Origin of the sequence: Defluviimonas sp. SAOS-178_SWC (genome assembly GCF_039830135.1) — a bacterium.
Lineage (GTDB): Bacteria > Pseudomonadota > Alphaproteobacteria > Rhodobacterales > Rhodobacteraceae > Albidovulum.
On record NZ_CP156081.1, the window covers coordinates 1 to 18,560 of the forward strand.

Genomic DNA, 18,560 nt, shown 5'->3' on the forward strand with positions numbered 1-18,560 from the left:
ATGACAGAAGACTCCTGGGGGCGGGTACGAAATGAACTTCTCAAGACACTTGGCAAGAATAACTTCACAACCTGGATCGAGCCTCTGACGCTTGACCGTCTTCAGGACGGGATCGCGCGGTTCGAGGCACCGACGAGGTTCATGCGCGACTGGGTGTCGCGCAACTTCGCCGAGCAGATTCGCCAACATCTGGCCAAGGCTGGGCATGAGGTTGAGCGGGTCGAATTCCACGTCGCCGCGCCGCGTCCGAACCCGATCGAGAAAGTCGCGGGCCCGCGCACGAAATCCGCCGCTCGGCCTGCGCCGCGCAGGGGCGACGAGGCAGAGCTTCCCGGGGCGCCCCTCGACGCGCGCTTCACCTTTGACACGTTCGTTGTCGGCAAGCCGAACGAGCTTGCCCACGCCGCCGCGCGCCGCGTCGCCGAAGGCGGGCCGGTCACGTTCAACCCACTCTTCCTCTATGGCGGCGTCGGCCTCGGCAAGACCCACCTCATGCACGCGATTGCGCATGAGCTTCAGACCCGCAGCCCGGATCTTCGGGTGCTTTATCTCTCGGCCGAGCAGTTCATGTACCGGTTCGTGCAGGCGCTCCGCGAGAAGGAGATCATGGGATTCAAGGAGATGTTCCGCTCCGTCGACGTCCTCATGGTCGATGACGTCCAGTTCATCGCCGGCAAGGATTCGACGCAGGAAGAATTCTTCCACACGTTCAACGCGCTCGTCGATCAGAACAAGCAGATCGTGATCTCCGCCGACCGCGCGCCGGGCGAGATCAAGGATCTGGAGGATCGGATCAAGAGCCGCCTGCAATGCGGGCTGGTCGTCGATCTGCATCCGACCGACTACGAACTGCGCCTTGGCATCCTTCAGCAGAAGGCCGAGCACTACCGCGGCCAATATCCCGGCCTGAAGCTGGCGAATGGCGTTCTGGAATTCCTCGCCCACCGGATCACCACCAACGTCCGCGTCCTCGAAGGCGCGCTGACACGGCTCTTCGCGTTCGCCTCGCTCGTCGGCCGCGAGATCACGCTCGATCTGGCGCAGGATTGCCTCGCCGACATTCTCCGCGCCTCGGACCGCAAGGTCACGATCGAGGAGATCCAGCGCAAGGTGTCGGAGCACTACAACATCCGCCTGTCGGACATGATCGGGCCGAAGCGGGTCCGCACCATCGCCCGGCCACGTCAGGTGGCGATGTATCTGGCGAAGTCGATGACCACACGGTCGCTGCCCGAGATCGGTCGCCGTTTCGGTGGCCGCGATCACACGACGATCATGCACGGCATCCGCAAGGTCGAGGAACTGAAGGCGACCGACAGCCAGTTGGCCGAGGATATCGACCTTCTTCGTCGGCTTCTGGAGGCCTAAACCCGCGCGAGCGGCCTTGACCCTCTGTCCAATCCATTGGACATTCCCGAAAATTCTTGAGCCTGAGGGGAAAGTTGCTAACTTTCCCCTCCCGGCGATCTCAAGGGGACGGATATGAAGATCAGCATCGAGCGCGCGACGCTTCTTAAGGCGGTGGGTCAGGCCCAGTCGGTCGTGGAGCGGCGCAACACGATCCCGATCCTCGCCAACGTGCTGATCGAGGCGGACGGCAACACCGTCAGCTTCCGCGCCACCGACCTCGATATCGAGGTGGTGGACAAAGCCCCCGCCCAGGTCGAGCGTGCCGGCGCCACGACCGTTTCGGCGGTGATGCTGCACGAGATCGTGCGCAAACTGCCCGACGGGGCACTGGTCCAGCTGTCGGACGACAGCGCCGCCGGCCGGTTGACCGTGCAGGCCGGGCGGTCGATGTTTTCGCTCGCGACGCTGCCGAAAGAAGATTTCCCGGTCATGGCGTCGTCGGAATACACCGCGAACTTCTCGGCCCCCGCCCCGGTCCTGCGCCGGCTTTTCGACAAGTCCAAGTTCGCGATCTCGACGGAGGAGACGCGGTACTACCTGAACGGCGTCTACATGCATGTCGCCCAGTCGGAGGATGGTCCGGTCCTGCGCTGCGTGGCGACCGACGGCCACCGGCTGGCGCGGATTGACGCGCCGTTGCCGGACGGGGCCTCGAGCATGCCGGGCGTGATCGTTCCCCGCAAGACCGTGGGCGAGTTGCGCAAACTTCTCGACGATGACGAGATGCAGATCGCGGTCTCGGTTTCGGAGACCAAGGTTCGCTTCGCGACCCCGGCGATCACGCTGACGTCCAAGGTCATCGACGGCACCTTCCCGGACTACACCCGGGTGATCCCGGTCGGAAACAGCAAGCGGCTCGAGGTCGATGCCTCTGAATTCGCCAAGGCTGTGGACCGGGTGGCGACGGTGTCGTCAGAGCGGTCGCGGGCGGTGAAGCTGCAGCTTGACGAGGACCGTCTGGTCCTGTCGGTCAACGCCCCGGATGCGGGCGCGGCCGAGGAAGAACTGGCCGTGGCTTATGGCGACGAGCGGCTGGAGATCGGGTTCAACGCCAAGTACCTCCTGGAGATCGCCAGCCAGGTCGATCGCGAGAACGCCGTTTTCCTCTTCAATTCCTCGGGCGATCCGACCTTGATGCGCGAGGGTAACGACACCTCCGCCGTCTATGTCGTGATGCCGATGCGGGTCTGATCCGGCTTCGCCGGCGCCTCCGGCGAAGGTATTTTTCGGCAAGATGAAGGGCTAACGGGTCTTGCCAGCGCTTGCCGTCACATCGCTTCTCTTGTCGCATTTCCGTTCTCACCGGCGGACGGAAATGGCGTTCGACGGACGGCCCGTAGCGATCTTCGGCCCGAATGGGGCGGGCAAGACCAACATTCTCGAAGCCGTTTCGCTGTTTTCGCCCGGGCGCGGGTTACGACGCGCAGGCCCCGACGAGATCGGGCGCCAGCCTGAGGCACTTGGCTGGAAACTGAAGGCCGGGATCCTCAGTCTGCACCAAATGCATGAGGTGGAGACCTTTGCCGAGCCGGGCGCGCCGCGCAGCGTGACCATCGACGGGAAACCGGCGCCGCAGGCGGCCCTGGGACGCATCGCGCGGATGCTCTGGCTGGTGCCGGCGATGGACCGGCTCTGGATCGAGGCGGCCGAAGGGCGGCGGCGGTTTCTCGACCGGATGACGCTGAGCTTCGAGCCCGGCCATGCCGAGGCGGTCCTGACCTACGAGAAGGCGATGCGGGAGCGTAACCGGCTGTTGCGCGACGAGGTTCGCGATCCGGGCTGGTATGGCGCGCTGGAGGCGCAGATGGCCGGGGCCGGTGCGGTGATTCAGGCCAACCGGATGGCGGCGGTCGCACGGGTCGTGGCGGCGCAGGCCGGGGCCGAGACGGCGTTCCCGGTAGCGGATCTGACGATCCTCGGGCCGGAGGGAGAGATGGCGCCGGAGGGCGCGGAGGCGCTGGCATCGGCCTTCGCGGCGGGCCGGGGTCGCGACATGGCGGCAGGGCGGACGCTGGCGGGGCCGCACCGCGCCGATCTGGGCGCGGCCTATGCGGCGAAGGGGGTTCCGGCCGCGCAGGCCTCGACGGGCGAGCAGAAGGCGCTGCTGATCTCGCTCATTCTCGCCAACGGCCGGGCGCTGGCCGAGGATTTCGGCGCGCCGCCAATCCTCCTCCTCGACGAGGTTGCCGCCCATCTTGACGCCGGCCGGCGCGCGGCGCTTTATGACGAGATCTGCGCGCTCGGGGCGCAGGCCTTCATGACCGGGACCGGCGCGGAGTTGTTCGACACGCTCGGCTCCCGGACCCAGGCCTTCGAAGTAACTGAAAAGGAAGGACTTTCCGTCGTGAGCGAAAGGACCGGATGATGACTCCGCAACGCGTGACCCTGATCACCCTTGGCGTGGCGGATATCGGTCGGGCGCGGGCCTTTTACGAAGCCCTTGGCTGGGTGCCGACACAGACGATGGAGGAGGTCGTCTTCTATCAGATGAATGGCGCCGTGCTGGGGCTTTTCGGCAAAGATGCGCTGGCTGCGGACCAGGGTCGGGCGGGGGCCGTTCTTGGAACCGGGGCGATGACGCTTGCGCAGAATTTCACCACGGAGGCGGAGGTCGACGCGGCGTGGGAGGTGGCGGTCGCGGCCGGCGCCGAGCCGCTGAAGAAGCCGGAGAAGGTCTTCTGGGGCGGTTATTCGGGATATTACGCCGATCCGGACGGGCATGTCTGGGAGGTCGCGATGAACCCGTTCTGGCCGCTCGGGCAGGACGGGAGCCTGACCTTGCCAGTAGCGGACGCGTAGGGACGGCGTCGGACATGCGTATGTTTTGCGTAGCTACAGATGTAGATACACGGCCGTGACCGTCACCCCGCTTTCATTGGCGCTTTATGCCGGTGCGCTCGGACTGCTGTGGCTGACGCCCGGCCCGGTCTGGGTCGCGCTCACGGCGCGTGCGCTTTCCGGCGGGTTCGCGAGCGCCTGGCCGCTGGCGCTCGGGGTGACGCTGGGCGATCTGATCTGGCCGCTGGTCGCGATTTTCGGGCTGAGCTGGATCGTCGACCAGTGGGGCGCGTTCATGACCGTGATGCGCTATATGGCCGCGGCGATCTTCATCCTGATGGGGTGGCTGCTGATCCGCCATGCCGGGCAGCCGGTCGCGACCGACGGACGGCTGACGCGGCCAGGCCGCTGGGCGGGCCTTTCGGCCGGGATCGCGGCGATCCTCGGCAATCCGAAGGCGATCCTGTTCTACATGGGGGTTCTGCCGGGCTTCTTCGACCTCAGGCAGGTGACCGCGCCCGATATCGCGTTGATCGCCGCCGCCTCGATGACGGTGCCGCTGGTCGGCAACCTTTTCCTTGCCGCTCTGGTGGCCCAGGCGCGCGGGCTGCTGAAATCGCCACGGGCGCTCTGGCGCATCAATGTCGGGGCCGGGGGGCTGCTGATCGCTGTCGGGGCCCTGATCGCGATGGTCGAGATCTGAGGCCGCCGCGACGGCGGCGACCGGCCGCGGCGCGGACCATCCACCAGCCACCAAATCTTGTGTCTTCGGCGTGACAATCCCCGCCCGAGGGACTATAAAATGCGCGTAAGAACAAGGACAGGCTTGCATGACCGACGACGCGCAGCAACCGGCCGAATACGGCGCGGATTCCATCAAGGTTCTCAAAGGCTTGGAGGCCGTCCGCAAGCGGCCGGGCATGTATATCGGCGACACCGATGACGGCTCGGGCCTGCACCACATGGTCTACGAGGTCGTCGACAACGGCATCGACGAGGCGCTGGCGGGCCATGCCGACTTCGTGCGGGTGCGGATTCACGCCGACAACTCGGTCTCGGTCCGCGATAACGGGCGCGGAATCCCGACCGATATCCATCCCGAGGAGGGTGTTTCCGCCGCCGAGGTCATCATGACCCAGCTTCATGCCGGCGGGAAGTTCGACCAGAACAGCTACAAGGTGTCCGGCGGTCTGCACGGGGTCGGGGTTTCGGTCGTCAACGCGCTGTCGGACTGGCTGGAACTGCGCGTCTGGCGGGGTGGCAAGGAGCATTTCGCCCGGTTCGAGCATGGCGACACGGTCGAGCACCTGCGCGTCGTCGGCGACGCCGCGCCCGGCGAAAAGGGCACCGAGGTGCGGTTCCTCGCCTCGTCGAAGACCAATCACCCGGATGGCACTTTCTCCAACCTCGAATACGTCTTCAAGACGCTCGAGGCGCGGTTGCGGGAACTGGCCTTCCTGAATTCCGGGGTGAAGATCATCCTGGAGGACAATCGCGGCGCGGAGCTGCAGCGCACCGAGCTGTTCTACGACGGCGGCGTGCGCGAATTCGTCAAGTATCTTGACCGCCACAAGACCTCGGCCCTGCCCGATCCGATCTTCATCACCGGCGAGCGCGGCGGCATCGGCGTGGAAGTGGCGATGTGGTGGAACGACAGCTACCACGAGACGGTCCTGCCCTTCACCAACAACATCCCGCAGCGCGACGGCGGCACCCATCTGGCGGGCTTCCGCGGCGCGCTGACGCGGACGATCAATGCCTATGCGCAATCCTCCGGCATCGCGAAGAAGGAAAAGGTCGACTTCACCGGCGACGACGCCCGCGAGGGTCTGACCTGTGTCCTCTCGGTCAAGGTTCCCGATCCGAAATTCTCGTCGCAGACCAAGGACAAGCTGGTCAGTTCCGAAGTGCGCCCGGCGGTCGAGAGCCTCGTCAACGAGAAGCTCGGCGAGTGGTTCGAGGAGAACCCGGCCCATGCCAAGGTCATCGTCGGCAAGATCATCGAGGCAGCCCTGGCGCGCGAGGCGGCGCGCAAGGCGCGCGAGCTGACACGGCGCAAGACGGCGATGGATGTCGCCTCGCTGCCCGGCAAGCTGGCGGACTGCCAGGAGAAGGATCCGGCGCTGTCGGAACTGTTCCTCGTCGAGGGGGACAGCGCCGGCGGGTCGGCCAAGCAGGGCCGCGAGCGGAAGAACCAGGCGGTGCTGCCCTTGCGCGGCAAGATCCTGAACGTGGAGCGCGCGCGCTTCGACCGGATGCTGTCCTCGGACCAGATCGGCACGCTGATCACCGCGCTCGGCACCGGGATCGGGCGCGACGAGTTCAACCTCGACAAGCTGCGCTACCACAAGATCATCATCATGACCGATGCCGACGTGGACGGCGCGCATATCCGGACACTGCTTCTGACCTTCTTCTTCCGGCAGATGCCGGACCTGATCGAGGCCGGGCATCTCTTCATCGCCGAGCCGCCGCTCTACAAGGTCGCGCGCGGCAAGTCGGAGGTCTACCTCAAGGATCAGGCCGCGCTGGAGGATTACCTGATCCAGCAGGGCATCGAGGGGGCGATCCTGCGGCTTGGCAGCGGCGAGGAGATCACCGGCGCCGATCTTGCCCGCGTCGTCGAGGAGGCGCGCGTCGTGCGCCGCAGCCTGATGGCCTTCCCGACGCATTACCCGACCCGGATCCTCGAACAGTCGGCGATTGCCGGCGCTCTCGTCCCCGGCCGGGTCGATGCGGATGCGCAGGGCGTGGCAAACGAGGTCGCGAAGCGTCTTGACGAGGTGGCGGTCGAATACGAGCGCGGCTGGCAGGGTCGTCCGACACAGGATCACGGGCTGCGCTTCTCACGCTCGCTGCGCGGGGTCGAGGAGGTTCGGACGCTCGACGGCGTGGTCCTGCGTTCGGGCGAGGCGCGGCGGCTCGCGACCCATACCGGGAACCTGCAGGAGGTCTACGGATCGCTCGCCAAACTGGTCCGCAAGGACCGGGAGCAGCCGATCCACGGGCCGCTGGAGTTGCTGGAGGCGATCCTTCAGGAGGGCGAGAAGGGGCTGACTCTCCAGCGCTACAAGGGTCTGGGCGAGATGAACCCCGAACAGCTCTGGGAAACGACGCTCGACCCGTCGGCGCGGGTACTCAATCAGGTGAAGGTGGACGATGTGGCGGAAGCCGACGACATCTTCACCAAGCTGATGGGCGACGTCGTGGAGCCGCGCCGCGAGTTCATCCAGCAGAACGCGCTGAACGTCGAGAACCTCGACTTCTGAGGTGATGTAGGATCGCGCAAAACCTTGCGTTCTACCCAAAGGTTTGCGCGAATTGCGCGTAGTGTTGCGCGAGTTCTGAATCCGGGGGCGGAAAAACAGGCCGGAAATTCCGTGCATTTGGATGGGCCGGCTCGCCTCTTTTTCCGGAGTATGGATTACCGAGAAGTATCATCGGCGATCCTTACGGCGCAGTGAGACCTCGGTTGAGGTCAAGTATAGACAGCCGCTTGCCAAGACGTACGCACAGCGCAAAAAAAGTAGTTCAGACCGCACGAAGATGACGAGGCGTCCGTCACCTGATCTCCAAGACCCGGACTTCCTTGATGTGCGACCGACCTGGTACTCGACCTCGTTGCCGATTTGGGCGTCCAGCAAGGCCTGACCGAGCGGCGTATGTATCCCGACCTCGCCCTCGTCAGGTGAATTCCCGCCCTCGACCAACATGAAGGCGAGCCTCTTGGTGTCGGTAACATTCTCGACCTTGACCTTCGAGCCCAGCGATACCGTCGGCTCGGCCGCGATGCGGTTCGCTGCGGTGAAGAGATCGCTGCCGGCCGGCGGTTCGAAAGGCAGGCTCGCCTGCTCCGGTTTTGGTCGGGCCGGCGGCGCGGCTGGGTGAGTCGACTGCGCCGACGATGTCTCGATCTCGGCCGCGGTGTCTTCCGCGAGATGGGTCAGGAGCGCCATTGCGTCGAGGCGCTCCGAATATTTCACGCCCTTCGCCTTGGCATAGCCAAGGGCGGCTTCGATCGCCTCCTTGAGGGTCTCGATCTCCTTCCTCGGGTTACGAAACCAGTCGGTCGACCATATCCGGTGCAGGCGCCAGCCAAGTCCTTCGAACACCTCCTGACGGAGCCGGTCGCGGTCGCGGCTCGACTTCGAGCTGTGGTAGACATCGACGCCGATATTCATGCTGTTGGCCGATCCCCGCCAATTGCCGTGCACGTGGCCAAACAAGTGTAGAGCCCCCTTCCGAGCGTGGTTCCAGGTCATCATCGGATAGTGGCAGAGCGTGACGGGAGTCTCGCTTGCCGGATCCTCCACCTCCGCCAGGAGTGGCACAATGTCCCCCGGCAGTGACCGCGTGAGCGGGCCATCATGACTGCCGATGACAAGATGCCGTCCCCCGGGCAACTGACCGAACAATTTGAGAAGCCAATCGCCGTCCTTCGCTTTCGGCCCAAAGGCGAAGTCTCCCACGATCCAGAGATCGTCGGTCGGTCCAACCTTGTCCCATTGCCGTTCGAGCAACGCGGCTTCCATGTGGTTCGCGTCCCGGAAGGGACGGCCTGTGTTGCGGATGAAGCTATCGTGACCGAAATGCGGATCGGCGACATACCAGTGCGTCATTCACTGTCTCCGGAAGGGTTCAAATACGCGCGGTTGTGGTCCGGGTCGAAGGAGATTCATGTCAAGAAGACGGGGCATGTCGGGGATTGGCCGCCGGTCTGTCAGGCCGTTCCGCCTTCGGCATGGTTCCGGATTGTCTGAAAGCGTTTCCGTGCGCCGGACAGGATCGGATCGAGCACCTTCCCCGGGAAACGTGCGGGCAGGTCGTTGGCAACGCGGTCGAATACGTTCTCCTCGATGTCCAGGATCCGTTTGAACGCCTGAGCCGGGAGCTATTCGCCACCAGCCCGCGCGCCGACCTCGAAGAAGTGCCGGGGGTGGATCTGATCGATCCGGTAGTATCGGCTCTTTCCCGAGACGGCCATCGCGAGCTGCATCTGCTGGTGTCGGATCTGGCCTGTGGAGAATGCCGGCTCGGCGCTCATGATGTCGTAGAGCGGCGTCATCCTGAAGCCGCCGGTATCGAGGAAGATCGAGAAGTTCTTGGCATGTCCGTCGGTCGCGCCGATCATCCAGAAGAAAATCTGAGCTGCGAAGAACGTTGCCCTGTCCGGCATAGGCGTTACCGACCCCTGAAGGAGGTCAAGTGAGGCTGCTATGCCTGGCCCTCCGTCCTGCTCGTTTTTGAGATGGGACGGCACCCCCAGGGCCTGGCAGAAATCCTCCTGGGGGCGTCTCAGCATGCGGCCGTCGCGGGCAAGGGTCCGGTCGAAGCGTTCGATGACAAGGGCATCGGTTTCGCCAAAGCGCTCGATCCAGGCATGATTGACGTCGAAGCCGAAAGCGGCTGCGAGCCTCAGGCAGAGGAACTCGTTTTCGAGGCTCGTCGTCATGTCGATGCTGTGCTGGACGGTCCCCATCCGCTTCTTGAGGATATGGGTGGTGGGCGTCAGGCCATGCGGGATGTGCCAGGCGTCATCGCGCCGCAGGAGTGCGGTCTTTTCCTGGGCACCAGCAATGGAGATGCGGAACGCCTGGTCGGGGTCGAGACCGAGGGGATGTGCCTCGAGATCATTGAGCAACGCCTCGATGGCGCCGTCGTCTATGGGGGCACTGTCGAGCCGGAATGGATCACGCGGATCTTCGCCATCCGGAACGAATTGCATGGCGCCCACACAATCTCGTCCGATGGCGGCCAGGAGCGAATGTGGGTCTGTCCCGTCGGCCGCCATCCTGGCGGCAACGGTTTTTCGGAGCTTGTCGTTGTCCGGCAGGAGATTGTCGAAGACCGCGACGACATGGCTTCCATACTGCCGTTCCGGTCTCAGCGGCAAGGAAAGGGAGACTGGGAATGCGTGATCCCAACTCAACCAATCATCATGATAGGTGAAGGCGATCGCCTCGTCGGGTTCGCGCAGCAGCGTGCCGACGCGGCGTCCGTTCAGGTAGATGGCCAAGGCGACACTCTTTGAACGCCGGCCCATCAGAAGATGTCCTCGATCCCGGGAGGGTTGCCGTGCAGGCTTTGGCCGCGCGGCAGGATGATGCAGTCGAGATCAAGGGCTGCAAGGAGTGCGAAGAGGGTCGGGGCGGTGGGGTTCGTCGCTCCCGTCTCGATCGAGGAAATATGATGGGCCCGGAGACCCGACCGGCGCGCCAGATCGGCCTGGGTGAGCTTTTTGGCCTTGCGGGCGTTGCGCAGGGCGTGACCAAGCTCCTTGACGGAGCGCACCGCGGCCGGGCGGATCGAGGGATGGCTTGGGGTCATTTCTTACATTTTTCTGTACCTGCCCTGGATATACGGCGTAGTGTATAAATATCTTATGTACAGTAGCCTGTATAAAAATTGAAAATACACAGTAATGTATAAAGTGGGCGGATCAGGTGACACCGGTAAGAGTCGGCGGACCGCCGTCAGCCATAGGGTTGCCCGTGCCGACCAAGATTGACGACCGTCCGGCGCCGGGCTACACGTCACCACATGAACAACCCGATGATCATCGCTCAGCGCTGGTGGCTGGCCTGCTAACTCAGGCGATCGGAGTTTTCATTCATCCCGAGGCCGCCGCATGGGCGGCCTGATTTTTCCCGGACCCGATCATGCGGCGCCTCCTCGCTCCCAGAGGACACACCCATGACCAGACCAATCATCCTCACCGGGGATCGCACGACCGGTCCAGTGCACATCGGCCACTATGCAGGCCCGCTTCGAAACCGTTTGCGGTTTCAAGACGATCATGAGCAATTCCTCTTGCTGGCGGACATGCAGGCCCTCACCGACAACGCGCGTGATCCGGCAAAGGTCCGCAGAAATGTGATGGAGGTCGCGCTCGATTACCTGGCCGTAGGCATCGACCCTGAACGTACGACGATCTGCCTGCAATCGCGTCTTCCGGCGTTTGCCGAGTTCTCCATGCTTTATCTGAACTTTCCGTCGGCATCTCGGGGACGAGCCTTGCGTGGTGGGTGATTCAGGATGACCGCGGCGCCGGTTGAAGACTTCGGGAAAGGGTCCGGGACAGTGTTCTAACCGCCGTCACCGTCATAGCGGCCGTACTGGCCCGGTCCCTTGCCTTCCGTGCCGGTGATCGCGGCGTAGATGAAGTAGAGGGTCGTCAGGACCGTGATTAGCCACGGCGCGAAGGTCAGCACGGGGATCATGATCGCGGCGAAGAGCGCGATCTCGACGAAGTCGCCGGATCTCGGATCTGGACGATTTCGTCGAGAACCGACAATTTCGGAAATCCCCCCGAGAAGATTTGTTCGATCTGGTTTTTCCGAAAATGAAAGTCTGGTGTGGTTTTTTTTAATTGGTATCAGTGTGTTGGCACTTCTTAAAGAGCGCAAGATATCGGGTCAATGGCGACATGTTATGCGCAAAATGCGCGCAATGTTTTGAGCTTTGACTGTCCGAAAAGCGAAAGGAAACCGTAGGCAGCCGCGTACGATTACGCGCCCCTACAGGTGATCGGCGCAGTCTAGCGAGCGCGTGACGGAGCCCCGCTTATACACCGGAATGCGGGGCACGCTTCCGGGACCGCGCGCAATTGCGGCTGAACGGAGTTACGCCGGCGACGGCGCCGCGGTTTTCGGGAACAGAAGCTCCAGATAGTCCCTGAACTGCTCCGACTGGCGCGCGGTCATGCCCGGGTTGCTGTAAGCCCGCTGCAGGATCAGCCCGCCCTCGATCACCGAAACGAACAGTTCCGCAAGGCGCTTGGCCGTCACCGGCCGCACGGGCGGGTAGCGGTCGATCACCTCCTGGAACTTGCGGATATACATCGCCGTCCAGGTCTGGAGCGTTTCGGCCACGAAGTCCTTCACGTCATTCTCGAAGTGACCGTCCTCGTAGGTGTAGAGCGCGTACATGCAGCCCTTCGGCGGGTTCTCGGGATCGGCAAGGTAGATTTCGAAGTCGGTCAGGAACTGCACGAGCTGATCCATCGGATCGTCATGCATGGCTTCCGCCCGCGCGAGAATGGTGCGGAACATCCTGATGTCGTTCTCGCCGTACCAGCGCATCAGCTGGTTCGCCAGATCGGCCTTGGACTTGAAGTGGTGGAAGAAGGCGCCCTTCGACACACCGGTTTCGGCGAGGATGTCGTCGACGGACGTGCCGGCAAAGCCCTTCCGCATGACGAGGGCCTTGGCCGCTGTCAGGATCTTCTCTTTCGCCTGCGCGCCTTTTGGGGTCATACCTTTTGCTTTCCGGTTCAATAGGTCTGTTTATCATAGGTGAGGCAGACCACGAGAGCCACCCTGAATCTGCATGTTTCATTCGTGTTTCAGAACAATCCATTCTCTGAAACCATCGAAACCCGGCGGAATCTATCTCAATAACAGACCAAATGGTACGCATTTAACAGACCAAACAGTCTGTAAATGACGGAGCCGACCATGACCTCTCTGTTTGAACATGCCGCCGACATGCCGCTGGCCCCCCTGTTCGCAGCCGCCGGTCTTGCGGCGCAACTGGTCTCGCCGCTGTTCCGCAAGCGCGAGGCGATGCTGAGCGTGCAGCTCGGCGCCTCCTGCTGTTACGCGGCGACCTACGCGCTTCTGGCGCAACAGACGGCGACCGCCATCTGCCTCACCGGAGCGATACAAACGAGTGTCGCGCTTCTGGCCGGCGACCGCCCCTGGCTGCGCAAGATGGGCTATGTGTTCTTGCCGGCCGTGCTGGCGATCGGCGCGCTGACCTATGCGGGCCTGCCCACGATCCTCGCCGTCACGGCCTGCTGCCTGACCATGATCGGCCGGCTGCAATCCGAAACGCTGGCGATGCGGCGCGTCCAACTTGGCGCCACGCCCTTCAACGCGACCCACGACATTCTCATCGGCGCCTGGCCCTGTGTCGCCGGCGCGCTGGTGACGTTCGGCATCGCCGTCTCGGCGCTTCACCGCGAACAGCGCGACGTCCGCGCCGGTGCGAAAGCGCCCTGAACCCGATCCCGGCCGGACCGGGGACTGTCCGGAACCCATCCCATCATCAGCAAAGGAACAGAAAGATGGAAAACCAAACCAAGAAACTCGCGATTGTCGTCTCTCGCGGTCTCGATGACGAACGCGCGACGGTGGCCTTCACCATCGCCAACACGGGCATCGCCTCCGGACAGCAGGTGACGCTGTTCATGGTCAGCGCGGGCGTCGACGTCGTGCGCAAGGGGGCCGCCGACAACGTGCGCATGAACCCCTTCGATCCGCCGCTGAAGGAGCTGATCGACAAGTTCCAGTCGGGCGGCGGCCGGATCCTCGTCTGCCCGCCCTGCGCCAAGGTGCGTGGATACACCGAGGGCGACTTCATCGACGGCGTGCAGGTCGTCGGTTCGCCCGCGCTCCACGCCCTCATCCTCGACGGCGCCGCGACGCTGAGCTTCTGAGACAAACCCGAGACAAGGAGAAACACCCATGACTTCCTGCAGCAACACCGGCGTCGTCGAGAATTCCATCGCGACCGCGATCACCGTTTCCGAGGCGCAAGCCTTCCACGGACGGGCCGGCGTCGAGTTCGTCGATCCGCGCCCGGCCGAAGCCATCGCGGCGACGACGGGCAAGATCCCCGGCGCGCGGGTCATCCCGATCACGGATATCGAGGCGGGCACCCTGCCACCGGCCTTTGCCGACCGCTCGATCCACATCGTGGCATCCTGCCAGGCAGGCCCGATGGCGTCCCGCGCGGCGGCGGCCTTCGCGAAGCTCGGCTTTGCGCGGGTCAGCTGGATCTACGGCGGAACCCAGGCCTGGATCGAAGCCGGGCTGCCGGCCGTCCGCTGACGCCCGGCGTTCGCCCCGAGATACCGGGAAAGCGCCGCCGCGACCGTGGCGGCGCCAAGCCTTCCCCAGTCCCGTTGCCGACCGCGCCCGCCGAAACCATTGAAACAGAGCGCGCAATTCCACTGAAACGCGGCGCCTCTAGACCTCCTGTCCATCGGGCGAACGGATCGCCCGCCAAACCAGAAGACAGACAGGAGATTTAAGAATGACCACCGCTACTCTCGAAAAGCCTGCCAAGGTCGCGATCAACGGCGTCGACGTGCCGACCTTCATCGCCACGCTCGGCGTCGTCGGCCAGCAGCCCGACATCGCCAAGTTCACCTTCCGAGCCAATGGCGAATGGCTTTCGGGCACGCATTCGCGGACCGCGTTCTCCGGCTATTTCGGCGCGATGGCCGAGCAGGAGCACAAGGCGCGCTACACGATCGACGGCGACCACCCGCAGGTGCTTTGCGGAACCGACAACGGCGTCACGCCGGTCGAGATGCTGCTTGCCGGGCTTTCGGCCTGCATCACCGCCGGGATCGGCAACATCGCATCGATCCGCCAGGTGAAGCTGCACTCGGTCGAAACCACCGTCGAGGGCGACATCAACCTCAATGGCATCCTCGGCCTCGACAAGACCGTGCGCAACGGTTTCGCCGGCATCCGTGCGACCTTCAAGATCAAGGGCGACGCGCCGGACGAGGTGCTTGAGCAGATCGTCCAGCAGTCGGTGGCCCGCTCGGCGGTGTTCGACGTGCTGACGAACGGCGTTCCGGTGACCGTCGCCGCCGTGGCGAACTGATCCCCGGTGGCGGGGCATGTCCCCGCCCCCACCCCAGAAACGCACATTCAAAGGAGCAAGACGATGCAACCGACCTCGATGATCAAGACCTTCGGCGACGGTTTCGACCACGTGGGAACCGAAGACGCGTTCCGCAGCTTCATCGCATGGTGGAACGAGAAGAGCCATTTTCCGGTCGACATGGAGCAGGACGAGGACCAGGACGTCCCCCTGGCCGCCTGACACCGGCCACCGGCCCGGATGAACGCCCGCAGCGAAGGCTGCGGGCGTCTTCGTTTCTACGGGACGCGCGGAAACAACTGAAACCACAAGCCCCGCGTCGCGTCGACGGTTTGAAACAGCGTCCCGGCACTCTGCGTCCATGAAATCGGATATCGGAGCACGACATGTCGACGCGTAGGGACGTCATCATCATCGGGGCAGGGCAAGCTGGCCTCGCCATGAGCCGGTCGCTGACCTTGCGTGGCATCGACAACATCGTGCTCGAACGCGGCCGGGTGGGCGAGCGCTGGCTGTCCGAAAGGTGGCCGGGGCTGACCCTTCTGACACCGAACTGGATGAACGCGCTGCCGGGCATGAAACCGGCCGGAGCGGCCGATGCGTTCATGCCGGCCGCAGAGTTCGCCGAGGTCCTCGACCGGTATCGCGCACGGCTCGCGGCACCCGTCGTGACGGATTGCGCGGTGCTCTCCGTCACGCGGGCGGGGCGCGGGTTTCGGGTTCTGTCGACGGCCGGGGAATGGCTCTGCCGTTCGGTGGTGCTGGCGACGGGCGCCTGCGACCGCGCGGCGATCCCGGCCTGGGCGGCGGAGCTGCCCGACCGCGTTCTTCAACTGGCGCCCTCGCAATATCGGGGCCCGCAATCGCTGCCCGCCGGCGGGGTTCTCGTCGTCGGCGCCTCGGCCACGGGCGTTCAGCTCGCCTCGGACATCCAGGCAAGCGGACATCAGGTGACGCTTTCGGCCGGACGGCATGTCCGGGCACCGCGCCGGTATCGCGGTCAGGATCTCTTTCGCTGGCTCGACGGCAGTGGCTTTCTTTACGAGCCGCGCTCTCGCGCTACGGCCCGCCCGGTCGCCCTGCCCTCGCTGCAACTCGTCGGCAGCGCGGACAACGGCGAGATCGGCCTTGCCACGCTTGCCGCGCAAGGCGTCAGGATCGCCGGGCGCGCGCTCGGGACCACCGGCGCAAGTGTGCGGTTTGCCCCCACGCTCGCGATGGAATGCGCGGCCGCAGAGGTGCGGCGGCGCAAGCTCCTTGCCGTGATGGACCGGCACATATCCGCGTCGGACATCGACGCCCCCGGCGACCTGGGCGCGTGGGAGCCGCAGGTGCCGTCCACGGCGAGCTTCGCCGGCACCGAGATGCCGAGGGACGAGATCCGGACGGTGATCTGGGCGACCGGCTTCCGACGCAGCTATCCGTGGCTGCACCTTCCCGTGCTCGATTCATCGGGCGAGATCATCAGCGACGGCGGGCACACGCCCGTGGCCGGGCTCTTCACGCTTGGCCTGCCGTTCATGCGCCATCGCAGTTCCGCCTTCATCTACGGCGCCGGTCGCGACGCCGAGGCGATCGCGTCCTCCGTTTCCCGCCACCTCGACAACAGCGCCGCGCGCGCCGCCTGAAAGGACCTACCATGATCAAGACACTTCAACCCCAATACTATGATGCCGTCATTGTCGGCGCGCGCTGCGCCGGGGCGGCCACCGCCCTGCTGCTGGCCAGGCAGGGGGCGCGTGTTCTCGTCGTCGATCACGACCAGCCGGGATCTGACACGATGTCGACCCATGCGCTGATGCGCGGCGCGGTGATCCAGCTGAAGAAATGGGGCGTTCTCGACACGCTCATCCGCGCGGGAACGCCGGCCATTCGCCGCACCAGTTTTCTCTACGGTGATCAGGTGTTCGACGTCGACATCAAGCCCGAGCATGGCGTCGATGCCCTCTATGCTCCGCGCAGGAGCCTCCTCGATGCGACGCTCGCCGAGGCTGCGGGCGCGACTGGCGCCGAGTTTCGCTACGGGACGGGCTGCACGGGACTTCTGTTCGACGAGGCCCGCCGGGTGCGGGGCGTCACGCTGCGCGCCCCGTCCGGCGCGACCGAGGAGGTCTGCGCGGGGATCGTCATCGGCGCGGACGGCCGCCGTTCCGCCGTCGCGCGGTATGTCGGCGCCACCGTCTCGCGGCAGGCGACGAACAGCATCGCCTGCGTCTATGCCTACATGAGCGGCCTGCCCAATCATGGCTACCGCTGGCATTTCGCGCCCGGCGCGGCTGGCGGGATCATCCCGACGAACGAGGGCCTGTCCTGCGTCTTCGCGGCCGTCGCGCCCGGCGTCCTGGCGGAAGCCCGGACCAATGGCACCGCCTCGCACGAAGCGCTCATCGCGCGTCATCTGCCCGTTCTCGCCGACGAGATCGCCGGTGCCGCCCCTGTCGAGCGGCCGGTCACCTTCCCCGGCAGCTACGGCTATTTCCGGCAATCCGCCGGGCCGGGCTGGGCGCTTGTCGGCGATGCGGGCTACTTCCGCGACCCGCTGACCGCGCACGGGATCACCGACGCGCTCAGGGACGCCGAGGTGCTGGCCGATGCGGTCGTGCGCGGCAATGTGGGCGCCTACCCGACGCTTCGCGATGCGCTGTCTTCGGAGTTCTTCGAGATAACCGACCAGATCGCCGCGCTCGACTGGTCGATGGAAGAGATCCAGCGCCATCATTACAGGCTCAACAAGGTGATGAAGGCCAATCAGGACCGGATCGCGGGAATCGGCGGCGCGCTCCCCCGGGCCGCCTGACCATCCGGCGCGAACACGACAAAGGCCCGCCTGCATGGCGGGCCTTTCGTCGTTGCCCATAGTCGCTTCAGGGTCGGACGTTCGACCAGACGCAAAAAGACCCGCCGGCGAGGGCGGGTCAGTCAGGGAGGGAGGCTGGGAACGTGGCCCCGCTCAGATGCGATGGGCAAGGCGCGTCGCGTGGTCGAGCTGGAGGCCGATATCGCGGGCGTGCCAGGGGTCGAGATGGCGGGTCGCGCGGTAGAGCGTCCGTGCCTCGCGGCGTTCGAGCAGGGAGTTGTGAAGATCGTTCAGGGCTTTCATGTCTTGTCTCCGGGTTTCGGTTGCGATGCCCTGACTATCCACCCCGAGCGTTTCAGCCGAATGTCCGGCGCGGGGCGATCGTGCTTCAATTCCTGCGCCCGGGTGGGGGTGCCTGATACATTTGAAACAGGACGGTGCCCTTTCAGACACAGAGCTGAAACACGCGCGGGAAATGCTTGTGCGGGGAACTGATTGAAAAACTTGCCACATGGGCCGGGTTTGACCATGCTCGACGACACAACAACAGATCGCGTCGGCGACAAGAAGGCTCTCATGGGTCAGGAGGGGGTTCCCATGCAAAAATCACTTTTTGAGAAGTATGGTGGGTTTTCGGTCGTCAGCAGGATCGTCCTCGACCTTTACGACCGGCTCCTCGACGATGACGATGTCGGTCCGTTCTTCGACGAGGTCGAAATGGCCCGCATCGTCGACCACCAGACGAAGTTCGTGTCGTCCCTGATGGGGGGGCCGGCGTCCTATACGGACGACCAGATCGAGAAGATGCATGCGCGTCTCACGATCACGAACGCGCATTTCGACACGTTGCAGGGGATCTTGCGGCAGACGCTCCTCGATCATGGCGTCAGCGAGGAAGATGCCGATGCGATCACCGCTTCGTTCGAGGCGCGCCGCAAGCTGGTAGTGGAGTAGG

General features: G+C 64.5%; 21 protein-coding genes. 15 read left to right on the forward strand and 6 right to left on the reverse strand.

Annotated features, from left to right (window positions below; all coding sequences use genetic code 11):
- From dnaA to gyrB, 6 genes are all read left to right on the forward strand, one after another.
- Entirely contained in the window at positions 1-1,368 is a 1,368-nt protein-coding gene (gene dnaA, locus V5734_RS00855) for a chromosomal replication initiator protein DnaA (protein ID WP_347311650.1), read from the forward strand.
- Between the two features lie 114 nt (positions 1,369-1,482).
- Positions 1,483-2,601, forward strand: coding sequence for a DNA polymerase III subunit beta (gene dnaN / locus V5734_RS00860; RefSeq protein WP_347311651.1), 1,119 nt, complete (start codon positions 1,483-1,485; stop codon positions 2,599-2,601).
- A gap of 61 nt (positions 2,602-2,662) precedes the next feature.
- Positions 2,663-3,775: a DNA replication/repair protein RecF gene (gene recF / locus V5734_RS00865; protein ID WP_347311652.1), complete on the forward strand. Its 1,113-nt coding sequence runs from the start codon at positions 2,663-2,665 to the stop codon at positions 3,773-3,775.
- Complete coding sequence (locus tag V5734_RS00870) at positions 3,775-4,209, forward strand: VOC family protein (RefSeq protein WP_347311653.1); 435 nt, start codon at positions 3,775-3,777, stop codon at positions 4,207-4,209. The genes recF and V5734_RS00870 overlap by 1 nt, the downstream gene beginning before the upstream one ends.
- Before the next feature lie 55 nt (positions 4,210-4,264).
- Positions 4,265-4,891, forward strand: a complete 627-nt coding sequence (locus tag V5734_RS00875) for a LysE family translocator (protein ID WP_347311654.1) — start codon at positions 4,265-4,267, stop codon at positions 4,889-4,891.
- A gap of 127 nt (positions 4,892-5,018) precedes the next feature.
- Positions 5,019-7,457 (forward strand): DNA topoisomerase (ATP-hydrolyzing) subunit B, encoded by a 2,439-nt coding sequence (gyrB, locus tag V5734_RS00880; protein WP_347311655.1) that lies wholly within the window; start codon positions 5,019-5,021, stop codon positions 7,455-7,457.
- A 168-nt stretch (positions 7,458-7,625) separates the two neighbouring features.
- On the opposite strand, the gene V5734_RS00885 is transcribed toward gyrB, so the two are convergent.
- The 3 genes from V5734_RS00885 to V5734_RS00895 all read right to left on the reverse strand — a co-directional run bounded on the left by V5734_RS00885 (position 7,626) and on the right by V5734_RS00895 (position 10,515).
- The gene (locus tag V5734_RS00885) at positions 7,626-8,807 is read right to left on the reverse strand and encodes a GreA/GreB family elongation factor (RefSeq protein ID WP_347311656.1); all 1,182 of its coding nucleotides are present in this window, start codon (positions 8,805-8,807) and stop codon (positions 7,626-7,628) included.
- A gap of 272 nt (positions 8,808-9,079) precedes the next feature.
- Positions 9,080-10,231 (reverse strand): HipA domain-containing protein, encoded by a 1,152-nt coding sequence (locus tag V5734_RS00890; protein WP_347311657.1) that lies wholly within the window; start codon positions 10,229-10,231, stop codon positions 9,080-9,082.
- Complete coding sequence (locus V5734_RS00895) at positions 10,231-10,515, reverse strand: helix-turn-helix domain-containing protein (protein ID WP_347311658.1); 285 nt, start codon at positions 10,513-10,515, stop codon at positions 10,231-10,233. The genes V5734_RS00890 and V5734_RS00895 overlap by 1 nt, the downstream gene beginning before the upstream one ends.
- A 366-nt stretch (positions 10,516-10,881) precedes the next feature.
- On the opposite strand from V5734_RS00895, the gene V5734_RS00900 reads away from it, so the two are divergent.
- Positions 10,882-11,217: a hypothetical protein gene (locus tag V5734_RS00900; protein WP_432759653.1), complete on the forward strand. Its 336-nt coding sequence runs from the start codon at positions 10,882-10,884 to the stop codon at positions 11,215-11,217.
- Between the two features lie 56 nt (positions 11,218-11,273).
- Here V5734_RS00900 and V5734_RS00905 read toward each other — a convergent pair whose 3' ends face one another.
- The gene (locus V5734_RS00905; RefSeq protein ID WP_347311659.1) at positions 11,274-11,408 is read right to left on the reverse strand and encodes a hypothetical protein; all 135 of its coding nucleotides are present in this window, start codon (positions 11,406-11,408) and stop codon (positions 11,274-11,276) included.
- Positions 11,409-11,810: 402 nt separating this feature from the next.
- Positions 11,811-12,443 (reverse strand): TetR/AcrR family transcriptional regulator, encoded by a 633-nt coding sequence (locus V5734_RS00910; protein WP_347311660.1) that lies wholly within the window; start codon positions 12,441-12,443, stop codon positions 11,811-11,813.
- A gap of 201 nt (positions 12,444-12,644) precedes the next feature.
- Here V5734_RS00910 and V5734_RS00915 point away from each other — a divergent pair, with 201 nt between their 5' ends.
- The 7 genes from V5734_RS00915 (at position 12,645) to V5734_RS00945 (ending at position 17,605) form a co-directional block, all read left to right on the forward strand.
- Positions 12,645-13,190 (forward strand): YgjV family protein, encoded by a 546-nt coding sequence (locus tag V5734_RS00915; protein ID WP_347311661.1) that lies wholly within the window; start codon positions 12,645-12,647, stop codon positions 13,188-13,190.
- A 65-nt stretch (positions 13,191-13,255) separates the two neighbouring features.
- Positions 13,256-13,627, forward strand: a complete 372-nt coding sequence (locus tag V5734_RS00920) for a DsrE family protein (RefSeq protein ID WP_347311662.1) — start codon at positions 13,256-13,258, stop codon at positions 13,625-13,627.
- 28 nt (positions 13,628-13,655) lie between these two features.
- Entirely contained in the window at positions 13,656-14,021 is a 366-nt protein-coding gene (locus V5734_RS00925) for a rhodanese-like domain-containing protein (RefSeq protein WP_347311663.1), read from the forward strand.
- A 205-nt stretch (positions 14,022-14,226) separates the two neighbouring features.
- Entirely contained in the window at positions 14,227-14,808 is a 582-nt protein-coding gene (locus V5734_RS00930) for an OsmC family protein (protein WP_347311664.1), read from the forward strand.
- 63 nt (positions 14,809-14,871) lie between these two features.
- Positions 14,872-15,030: a hypothetical protein gene (locus V5734_RS00935; RefSeq protein ID WP_347311665.1), complete on the forward strand. Its 159-nt coding sequence runs from the start codon at positions 14,872-14,874 to the stop codon at positions 15,028-15,030.
- 164 nt (positions 15,031-15,194) lie between these two features.
- A complete protein-coding gene (locus V5734_RS00940) occupies positions 15,195-16,436 on the forward strand; it encodes a flavin-containing monooxygenase (protein WP_347311666.1) in 1,242 nt (413 codons plus the stop codon).
- Between the two features lie 11 nt (positions 16,437-16,447).
- Positions 16,448-17,605 (forward strand): NAD(P)/FAD-dependent oxidoreductase, encoded by a 1,158-nt coding sequence (locus V5734_RS00945; RefSeq protein WP_347311667.1) that lies wholly within the window; start codon positions 16,448-16,450, stop codon positions 17,603-17,605.
- A gap of 153 nt (positions 17,606-17,758) precedes the next feature.
- On the opposite strand, the gene V5734_RS00950 is transcribed toward V5734_RS00945, so the two are convergent.
- Positions 17,759-17,908: a hypothetical protein gene (locus tag V5734_RS00950; RefSeq protein ID WP_347311668.1), complete on the reverse strand. Its 150-nt coding sequence runs from the start codon at positions 17,906-17,908 to the stop codon at positions 17,759-17,761.
- 294 nt (positions 17,909-18,202) lie between these two features.
- Here V5734_RS00950 and V5734_RS00955 point away from each other — a divergent pair, with 294 nt between their 5' ends.
- Complete coding sequence (locus tag V5734_RS00955) at positions 18,203-18,559, forward strand: group I truncated hemoglobin (protein ID WP_347311669.1); 357 nt, start codon at positions 18,203-18,205, stop codon at positions 18,557-18,559.
- Position 18,560: the final 1 nt, after the last annotated feature.

What these genes read in the sequence shown, in the direction of transcription:
- dnaA (WP_347311650.1), top strand. Translation starts at nt 1, where the DNA reads ATGACAGAAGACTCCTGGGGGCGGGTACGAAATGAACTTCTCAAGACA.
- dnaN (WP_347311651.1), top strand. Translation starts at nt 1,483, where the DNA reads ATGAAGATCAGCATCGAGCGCGCGACGCTTCTTAAGGCGGTGGGTCAG.
- V5734_RS00870 (WP_347311653.1), top strand. Translation starts at nt 3,775, where the DNA reads ATGACTCCGCAACGCGTGACCCTGATCACCCTTGGCGTGGCGGATATC.
- gyrB (WP_347311655.1), top strand. Translation starts at nt 5,019, where the DNA reads ATGACCGACGACGCGCAGCAACCGGCCGAATACGGCGCGGATTCCATC.
- V5734_RS00885 (WP_347311656.1), bottom strand. Translation starts at nt 8,807, where the DNA reads ATGACGCACTGGTATGTCGCCGATCCGCATTTCGGTCACGATAGCTTC.
- V5734_RS00890 (WP_347311657.1), bottom strand. Translation starts at nt 10,231, where the DNA reads ATGGGCCGGCGTTCAAAGAGTGTCGCCTTGGCCATCTACCTGAACGGA.
- V5734_RS00895 (WP_347311658.1), bottom strand. Translation starts at nt 10,515, where the DNA reads ATGACCCCAAGCCATCCCTCGATCCGCCCGGCCGCGGTGCGCTCCGTC.
- V5734_RS00900 (WP_432759653.1), top strand. Translation starts at nt 10,882, where the DNA reads ATGACCAGACCAATCATCCTCACCGGGGATCGCACGACCGGTCCAGTG.
- V5734_RS00905 (WP_347311659.1), bottom strand. Translation starts at nt 11,408, where the DNA reads ATGATCCCCGTGCTGACCTTCGCGCCGTGGCTAATCACGGTCCTGACG.
- V5734_RS00910 (WP_347311660.1), bottom strand. Translation starts at nt 12,443, where the DNA reads ATGACCCCAAAAGGCGCGCAGGCGAAAGAGAAGATCCTGACAGCGGCC.
- V5734_RS00915 (WP_347311661.1), top strand. Translation starts at nt 12,645, where the DNA reads ATGACCTCTCTGTTTGAACATGCCGCCGACATGCCGCTGGCCCCCCTG.
- V5734_RS00920 (WP_347311662.1), top strand. Translation starts at nt 13,256, where the DNA reads ATGGAAAACCAAACCAAGAAACTCGCGATTGTCGTCTCTCGCGGTCTC.
- V5734_RS00925 (WP_347311663.1), top strand. Translation starts at nt 13,656, where the DNA reads ATGACTTCCTGCAGCAACACCGGCGTCGTCGAGAATTCCATCGCGACC.
- V5734_RS00930 (WP_347311664.1), top strand. Translation starts at nt 14,227, where the DNA reads ATGACCACCGCTACTCTCGAAAAGCCTGCCAAGGTCGCGATCAACGGC.
- V5734_RS00935 (WP_347311665.1), top strand. Translation starts at nt 14,872, where the DNA reads ATGCAACCGACCTCGATGATCAAGACCTTCGGCGACGGTTTCGACCAC.
- V5734_RS00940 (WP_347311666.1), top strand. Translation starts at nt 15,195, where the DNA reads ATGTCGACGCGTAGGGACGTCATCATCATCGGGGCAGGGCAAGCTGGC.
- V5734_RS00945 (WP_347311667.1), top strand. Translation starts at nt 16,448, where the DNA reads ATGATCAAGACACTTCAACCCCAATACTATGATGCCGTCATTGTCGGC.
- V5734_RS00950 (WP_347311668.1), bottom strand. Translation starts at nt 17,908, where the DNA reads ATGAAAGCCCTGAACGATCTTCACAACTCCCTGCTCGAACGCCGCGAG.
- V5734_RS00955 (WP_347311669.1), top strand. Translation starts at nt 18,203, where the DNA reads ATGCAAAAATCACTTTTTGAGAAGTATGGTGGGTTTTCGGTCGTCAGC.